We start from the raw sequence: 6,589 nt of genomic DNA on the forward strand, positions 1-6,589 counted from the left end.
GGAGCGAAACGTGGCTAACGTGACGGTGTATTCCTTCGACGGGGACACCGAAGAGACCGTAGGCGGCGTTGCGGTCCGTCGACTCGCTGACGTGGCCCAGTACCCTTACACGCTCCCGAACGAGATCGCCCACCGGAAGCTCCGCGCGGCGCGTCCCGACTGTGACGTGCTTCACGCGTACAACATGCACCTCCATCCGGCAGTCGGCCGCCTCTCGGCGCATCTCGACGTCCCGGCCGTCGCGACGCTGAACGCCTACCCGCTCGTCGACTGGGAGCACGTCGGCGTCACGCCGTCGCTCCAGCGGAAGGTGTACCAGCGGACCCTTCTCCGGCTCGAACGGCCACGCCTGAAGCGACAGATGCGATCCATCGACCTGTTTCTCCCGCTCAGTGGCGCAGTGGAGCGGGTCTATCGCGAGCACGGGTTCGCCGACGCCGACTACGAAGTAGTGCCGAACATGCTGGACCCGTCCTTCGAAGCACCCGAACAGACTGCGGGCGACTCCGAGCGCACCCGGCTGCTGTACGTCGGCTATCTCCGCGACTCGAAGGGCGTTCGCTATCTCATCGACGCGATGGACCACCTGTCGTCGGCGTTCGAGCTCACAATCGTCGGCGGCGGGCCACAGAAAGAGGCCCTGGAACGTCGGGCCGCCGCGAGCGACGCGAACGATCGGATCGAACTCACCGGCGAGATCCCCTACGACCGGGTCACGGGGGCGTACGCGGACGCCGACGTCTTCGTCCACCCCGGCGTGTGGCCGGAGCCGTTCGGACGGACGATCCTCGAAGCGATGCAGGCAGGGTTGCCCGTCGTGGCGACGAACGTCGGGGGACCGGCTGAGACCGTCCCGCAGGACGAGCTGCTCTGTGCCCCCGGCGATCCGACGGCCTTGGCAGATGCGATTAAGCGTGCTGCCTCGCGTGCGGACGAGATCGGAGCAGCGAACCGCGAGTTCGTCGACGACCAGTACCACCCCGACGCGGTCGTGCCGCAGTTCGAGGCCGCGTACGAGCGAGTGCTCGACGCGAGCGAGTGAACAGCCTGCGGCGACTGTCGGGACGATGCGTGAACGATATGCCCGTGGGGGCTACAGGGCAAGTGATGACCGAGCACGGCGGCTCGCCCCGTGGCGGCGACGACAGCGTCGGCGGCGAGGACGGAGATACGGAACCCTCATGCGGGAGCGTCGCCGTCGCCCACTGGGGCGAACACGCCGACGGCGGCGGCGACCGCCTCGCCTGGGAGCTGGCCCGCGTCTTCGAGGACGCGCCGTTCTACGTGGGCTGGCGGGAGCCGGCCATCGAACCGGACGACCTCGACCCCCAACAGCTCATCGACGGCCGAATACTCAAGTGGGCGCTCGAACGCGGCGGCCTCGCCAGACAGCTCGCGCACCTGCTCGGCTGGCAGGTCGCGTCGCCGTTGCGGGAGCACGACGTCCTCGTCACGAGCGGGAACGAACCCCTCTTCTACGTCGCGCCGGCCGACCAGACGTGGGTGGCGTACGTCCACCACACGAACCGCCGGCAGTCCGACCAGATCACCGAGGTCGCGTCCTCGCGGTTCGCCCCGCTGAAGCTGCTTTTGTACTACGCGATGCGGGTCGCCTACGATCACAACACCCACCGGCCGGACCTGTTCGTGGTGAACTCCGAGTTGGTGAAACGCCGCCTGCTCCGGTACTGGGGGATCTCCGAAGGCGACATCAGGGTCGTGTACCCGCCGGTGGACACGGACTCGTACGCGCCGACGGACGCCGAGACCGGCGACTACTACGTGACGCTGTCGCGTTTGGACTGGCACAAGGATGTCGACGGCATCGTGCGGGCGTTCGACGGCCTCGACGAGCGGCTGGTCGTCGCCGGCGACGGCCCGGAACGCGACGCGCTCGAGGCGATGGCGGGCGAAAACGTCACGTTCGAGGGGTTCGTCTCCGAGGCTCGCAAGCGGGAGCTGTTGGCCGGTGCAAAGGGGTTCGTATTCAACGGCCGTGACGAGGACTTCGGCATCGCGCCCGTGGAGGCGCTCGCGGCGGGTACCCCGCTGTTGGGTGTCGACGAGGGCATGACACAGTACCAAGTTGTGCCGGGAAAGAACGGATACACACACGACCGCGCGGCGGGCCCGGCTGGGATCCGAAAATCCGTCGCAACGTTCGAGACCGAGGGGGTCGAGTGGTCTCCCGGCGAAATCGCGTCCTTCGCCGATCGGTTTTCCGTGTCGAGCTTCCACGACGGGATCCGATCGGCGGTCGCCGACGCCGCTGAGAGCTCGCGGACGGAGCCGGAGTGGTACGGACAGTACCACGAGTAATGCTTCAGCCTCTCGCGATTCAAAACACCTGTAACGCCGAAATAACGCTATTTCGCCGTACCGAACCCTCTCCTGAGAGCACGCACGTCGAAGCACATACTGCCTGCGTAGCCTCCAAACTCGCCCGCGGGCGTTGCATCAAATACCGCGCCAATCATCACGACATGAGTATGGCGAGGCCTCTGAACTGTTCGACGACGGCACGCAGACGCGCGACCTCACCCATGCACTTGATGCGGCGACCCCGTCGCCGCGTTCGCGTCGTCCGCGCGCCACCCTTTTATAAACGGCACGACACCTCGAACCATGTCCTTCGATCCCGACGCAGTCGAGACGGTCACCGTCGACTCATACGGAACGCTCGTCGACCCCTCCGCGGCGGTTGACGCCCTTGACGAGTACGTCGAGGCGACCGACTCCATCTCCGATGTCTGGCGGACCAAGTCCATCGAATACACGATGATTGGCAACTTCGTCGACGGCTATCAGCCCTTCTACGATATGAACCGCGATGCGCTTCGCTACGCGCTTGCGGCCCACGATGTCGAGTTGGCTGACGACACCGTCGAGAAGATCCTCTCGGTGTATCACGAACTCGAGGTCTTCGACGATGTCAGGGACGGGATCGGACGCCTGGCCGAGGGTGGCTACCCAGTCTACGTCGTCTCCAACGGCAATCCGGAGATGCTCGAGTCGATGGTTGAGCACGCCGACATCGGCGGCCTGATCGAGGACACGGTGAGCGCCCACGAGGTCGAGACGTTCAAACCTGACGCCGAGATCTACCGCCACGCCGCCGCCCGAACGGGCACGCCGATCGAGTCGATCGCTCACGTTGCCGGCCCCAGTTTCGACATTCAGGGGTCGATGCACGCTGGCATGTATGGCGTCCGCCTCGATCGGACCGGCGAGCCATGGGGAACCTACGGCCCCGAACCGGATCTGACCGTCGAGAGCTTTCACGAGCTCGCCGACGCGCTGGGGGTTTGAGGCCGACTGTCACCGGGTACCGGTGAACACCGATCGGGACCGACACTCGTCGGCGAGTTCACTCCCACCAGTCAGTATGTGAGACGCTGCGATCCCGGCGACAGGAACTACCTCTATCTCTCCGCGCCGTTCTCTGAGTCCGCTTTTTTCCCTTGACGAACGCTCCGGATCGCGAGGACCACGAGGAGGGTCCCCAACCCCCGAACGGCTGTCACGAAGCCCTCCCGCCAGCGGAGTTCTCCAGATCGCTCGTAGGCGAGTCGGCCGCCCCACCCGAGATACCGCCGCGGGACGCAGGCCACGACCGCGCCGACGACCCCGACAAGACGGACGAACGCCCCGTAGGCTGTCCCGCCGACAACGGCTAATACGACGTACAGGACGCCCTCGGTGCGTATCGCAGTGGGGAGCCACGTCTTTGCCGTCGCCTCGCTGGGGTCCTCAAAGGCAATCCGTTCGTAGCCACGCAGGATCCGATTCGGAAACAGCGTCATGGACGCGCCGAGCGCGGCCAGGAGGGCACGAATCATGCTAGTGATACACGTTCGGAGCGCTTGACCCTGTCGCCGTGTCTCGACCGGCCAAACGCGAACGCCGTTGTCACGCCTGAGGGGTCATCCGTCGATCGGCACGATGTCCGCGACGAGCTGTTTGCCGACGGATCGAGTCGACCCGTCGGTGAGCTCGAACTCGTACATGCTTCCGAAGTCGTCGTAGCCGAGGATCGAGAGTTCGGTGTCGTCGCCATTCGTCAGGTTGTGCGGTACCGCAAACGTCACCGTGTAGTTACCTTCGTTCATACGTTTGATACGGCCCCGAGCCTGTTGGTACTGTCGCCCGCCGTCGCGGCTGCCGGATACAGCCCGCCGTTCAAGCTGAGACATACATCCCGTGAGCCGTCCAAAGCCGCAGTCCGAAGCCGACAGGCGTTTGTTTCGCATCTACCTACGGATAGATGGCACTAATACATATGTCTCATAGGGGCGAACTCGTTGAGAGCCTCCGGGCCGACACGGCAGCGTTCCGGGATCGCGTCGTCGATCTCCCTGCTAGCGGCTCGCTTGCCGCCGATCGGATCGAACAGGCGGGTTCGCCGGACGCGTTCGACGGTCCCGACGATCTCCCGTCGTTCGGCGCGTTGAGCGCGTTGGAACGGGATCTCGTCTGGCGGCTGTGGGTACTCGACGACGCGTCGCTTGGGCTCACACTTGCCGGGCCAGCGTTTCAAGACACGCCGACGATCTACGTCAACCGGACGTTCCGGACGCTGACCGGCTACCCGCTCTCTGCGGTCCGCGGCGAGAACCTCCGGCTACTCCAGGGACCGTCGACACAGCCCGACCCCGTGGCCGACCTCGCCGAGGCGATCGGGATCTGGGAGCCGGTGACCGTCGAACTCCGAAACTACCGCCGTGACGGCTCTCAGTTCCGAAATCGGGTCTCGCTCGTCCCGTTTGAGGGGGCCTCTGGAGCCATCGCAAACTGGGTCGGTGTGCAGAAAGCCGTCGGAAACGGCCGGTGAGCCGCCTGAGATCTACTTGATCGGTCGTCGCTGTCGCGCCGGAAGCCGGTCGCCCGGACGGTCAGCCATGGCGCCCGATACGCCGCTGCTCCGTCTCAGCTGACCGCCCGGATCGCCGAAAGTAACTCCTCGCGAAACGTCCCCGGATCGGCCGACGGGGCGTCCGACGCCGATCCGAGGAGTGAGTTGACTCCGGAAACGGGGTATGCCCCCCCGGCGATCCGGAAGGACCCGCCAGTCGCCCAGACCGCGAGCCAGCCCTCGACGCCGATCCGCTCCGGGGTCGACTCGCCACCGAGGGGGAGATACGCCGTGAACTTCCGGAGCCGCCCACGGTCGCCCGAGTCGGCCCGGAACCGCTGGCTCCGGCCACTCTCGACGTCCTCGAACCCCCGCGCCTCGAGGTCGTCGGCGAAGGTCCGCTTCGCCTGGCTCGACACTGTCGGGCGCAGCGACGCCGGGCCGATCCCCGGCGCCAACGACGGCCGAAACGACAGCCGGGTTGCAAAAAAGAACCGCCAGGTGCTGTTCCCGCCCGCGGCGACGAGGTGGTCCTCGTCAGCGCCGGCGGGGGGCTCCACCGCGTCGGCGGCCTCGATCGCCTCGCGTAGCCGGGCGTCCTCGTAAAAAAGCGTATAACCGATGACGGACGCCACGGGCATCTGAAAGACAGTTTCCTCGGTTTTCGAGCGCAGCTCCCAGCCGTCCTCACGGAGTCGACCGTGGGGGACGGACGGGTACTCCGCCGAGCCGTCGGGGGCGGCCGCCCCGCCATCCCCGTCCGAATCGTGCGTCATCCGAGCCGCCTCCGTCCGCATTCGGATGCCCCGAGCATACCGACGCTTGGGAGCCCGGACGCATCAATCCCCGGCGTGACGACGGTCTGGCACGCTACACGGACTCGAAGTCTTGAATCACCACGGTGACGACTCCTTTCGGGGGCACGTCCCGAACACTGTACTCTGTCGGATGGCGCTGTTCGTGGGGATACGCCTCCGGCTGTGGCACATCGTAGCGTTCCGTGCCGCTGAATTCCCGGAGGAACTCCCGGGCGAGCATCGAATTGATGAACGCCAGCTCGGGCTGTCCGTCGTTCCCCGATCCAACGAACCACTGAATGAGCGTGCTCAAAAACGCGTCGGGGGTTCGGGGTACCTCCGGCGCGTCCCGGGGCGTGGTGTGTTCGCCCGACGAAGCCTCGCTCGTGAACGGCCGAACGCCGCCGTCTCCGAGGTCGATTTGCCCCCATATTCTATGACCCCCTTCGGCGGGAAGCAGCCGTTTTCGCCGCCATTGTTCACCACTTTGCCCCTCGTTGCCGCCGAGGTGCGGCCGACACCACCCACCGCGGCGCTTCCGGAACCGAATACTGAGACGTGTTCCCGTCTCTATAAGACGTTGTCCACTCTGGGATATAAACCGATCGTCGGTAGGCGGTCGTTCCGGGCGTTCGATCGACACTAGAGGCTCTGTAGCCATCAGCGGACAGTCCCGAGCAACGCTCTTACACCTTCGTCCTCCACCAGTTTCGCCTCGGGATCGCTCCGCAACCCGCTCGCCAAAAACCGTGGGCGAAAAACGCCGCCTGCTACGCTCGAGACTACTCCCCGTTTGACTGTGCGTCGACAACGGCGACGCCGGCGAGATTGACGATGTCTTTCACCTCGTCGCCGCGCTGGAGGACGTGGACGGGTCTGTCCATGCCGACGAGCATCGGCCCGATCGCCTCAGCCCCGCCCAACCGCTGCAGTAACTTGT

Annotated in this window: 9 protein-coding genes; 4 read left to right on the forward strand and 5 right to left on the reverse strand. The window is 65.7% G+C overall.

Annotated features, from left to right (window positions below; translation table 11 throughout):
* The 3 genes from ACI944_RS10030 to ACI944_RS10040 form a co-directional block, all read left to right on the forward strand.
* Nucleotides 1-1,042: glycosyltransferase family 4 protein (locus ACI944_RS10030; RefSeq protein ID WP_411718904.1), on the forward strand; the 1,042-nt coding region annotated here is incomplete at its 5' end.
* A gap of 65 nt (nucleotides 1,043-1,107) precedes the next feature.
* The gene (locus tag ACI944_RS10035; protein WP_411718905.1) at nucleotides 1,108-2,319 is read left to right on the forward strand and encodes a glycosyltransferase; all 1,212 of its coding nucleotides are present in this window, start codon (nucleotides 1,108-1,110) and stop codon (nucleotides 2,317-2,319) included.
* Nucleotides 2,320-2,625: 306 nt separating this feature from the next.
* Nucleotides 2,626-3,309, forward strand: a complete 684-nt coding sequence (locus ACI944_RS10040) for a haloacid dehalogenase type II (protein ID WP_411718906.1) — start codon at nucleotides 2,626-2,628, stop codon at nucleotides 3,307-3,309.
* 113 nt (nucleotides 3,310-3,422) lie between these two features.
* Here the strand turns inward: ACI944_RS10040 and ACI944_RS10045 are convergent, their stop codons facing one another.
* Together ACI944_RS10045 and ACI944_RS10050 are read right to left on the reverse strand one after the other, a co-directional pair.
* The gene (locus ACI944_RS10045; RefSeq protein WP_411718907.1) at nucleotides 3,423-3,839 is read right to left on the reverse strand and encodes a hypothetical protein; all 417 of its coding nucleotides are present in this window, start codon (nucleotides 3,837-3,839) and stop codon (nucleotides 3,423-3,425) included.
* An 84-nt stretch (nucleotides 3,840-3,923) separates the two neighbouring features.
* Entirely contained in the window at nucleotides 3,924-4,109 is a 186-nt protein-coding gene (locus ACI944_RS10050) for a hypothetical protein (protein ID WP_411718908.1), read from the reverse strand.
* A gap of 170 nt (nucleotides 4,110-4,279) precedes the next feature.
* Here ACI944_RS10050 and ACI944_RS10055 point away from each other — a divergent pair, with 170 nt between their 5' ends.
* Nucleotides 4,280-4,831 (forward strand): PAS domain-containing protein, encoded by a 552-nt coding sequence (locus ACI944_RS10055; RefSeq protein WP_411718909.1) that lies wholly within the window; start codon nucleotides 4,280-4,282, stop codon nucleotides 4,829-4,831.
* 95 nt (nucleotides 4,832-4,926) lie between these two features.
* Here ACI944_RS10055 and ACI944_RS10060 read toward each other — a convergent pair whose 3' ends face one another.
* The 3 genes from ACI944_RS10060 to ACI944_RS10070 all read right to left on the reverse strand — a co-directional run.
* On the reverse strand, nucleotides 4,927-5,628 hold the full coding sequence (locus tag ACI944_RS10060; RefSeq protein WP_411718910.1) for a hypothetical protein: 702 nt from the start codon (nucleotides 5,626-5,628) through the stop codon (nucleotides 4,927-4,929).
* Nucleotides 5,629-5,722: 94 nt separating this feature from the next.
* On the reverse strand, nucleotides 5,723-5,962 hold the full coding sequence (locus tag ACI944_RS10065; RefSeq protein ID WP_411718911.1) for a hypothetical protein: 240 nt from the start codon (nucleotides 5,960-5,962) through the stop codon (nucleotides 5,723-5,725).
* 469 nt (nucleotides 5,963-6,431) lie between these two features.
* Nucleotides 6,432-6,589, reverse strand: a 158-nt coding sequence (locus tag ACI944_RS10070) for a phosphate acyltransferase (protein WP_411718912.1), incomplete at its 5' end; no start/stop codon positions are given.

Source organism: Natronomonas sp. (assembly GCF_046710025.1).
Lineage (GTDB): Archaea > Halobacteriota > Halobacteria > Halobacteriales > Haloarculaceae > Natronomonas.

What these genes read in the sequence shown, in the direction of transcription:
- ACI944_RS10035 (WP_411718905.1), top strand. Translation starts at nt 1,108, where the DNA reads ATGACCGAGCACGGCGGCTCGCCCCGTGGCGGCGACGACAGCGTCGGC.
- ACI944_RS10045 (WP_411718907.1), bottom strand. Translation starts at nt 3,839, where the DNA reads ATGATTCGTGCCCTCCTGGCCGCGCTCGGCGCGTCCATGACGCTGTTT.
- ACI944_RS10060 (WP_411718910.1), bottom strand. Translation starts at nt 5,628, where the DNA reads ATGACGCACGATTCGGACGGGGATGGCGGGGCGGCCGCCCCCGACGGC.
- ACI944_RS10040 (WP_411718906.1), top strand. Translation starts at nt 2,626, where the DNA reads ATGTCCTTCGATCCCGACGCAGTCGAGACGGTCACCGTCGACTCATAC.
- ACI944_RS10055 (WP_411718909.1), top strand. Translation starts at nt 4,280, where the DNA reads ATGTCTCATAGGGGCGAACTCGTTGAGAGCCTCCGGGCCGACACGGCA.
- ACI944_RS10050 (WP_411718908.1), bottom strand. Translation starts at nt 4,109, where the DNA reads ATGAACGAAGGTAACTACACGGTGACGTTTGCGGTACCGCACAACCTG.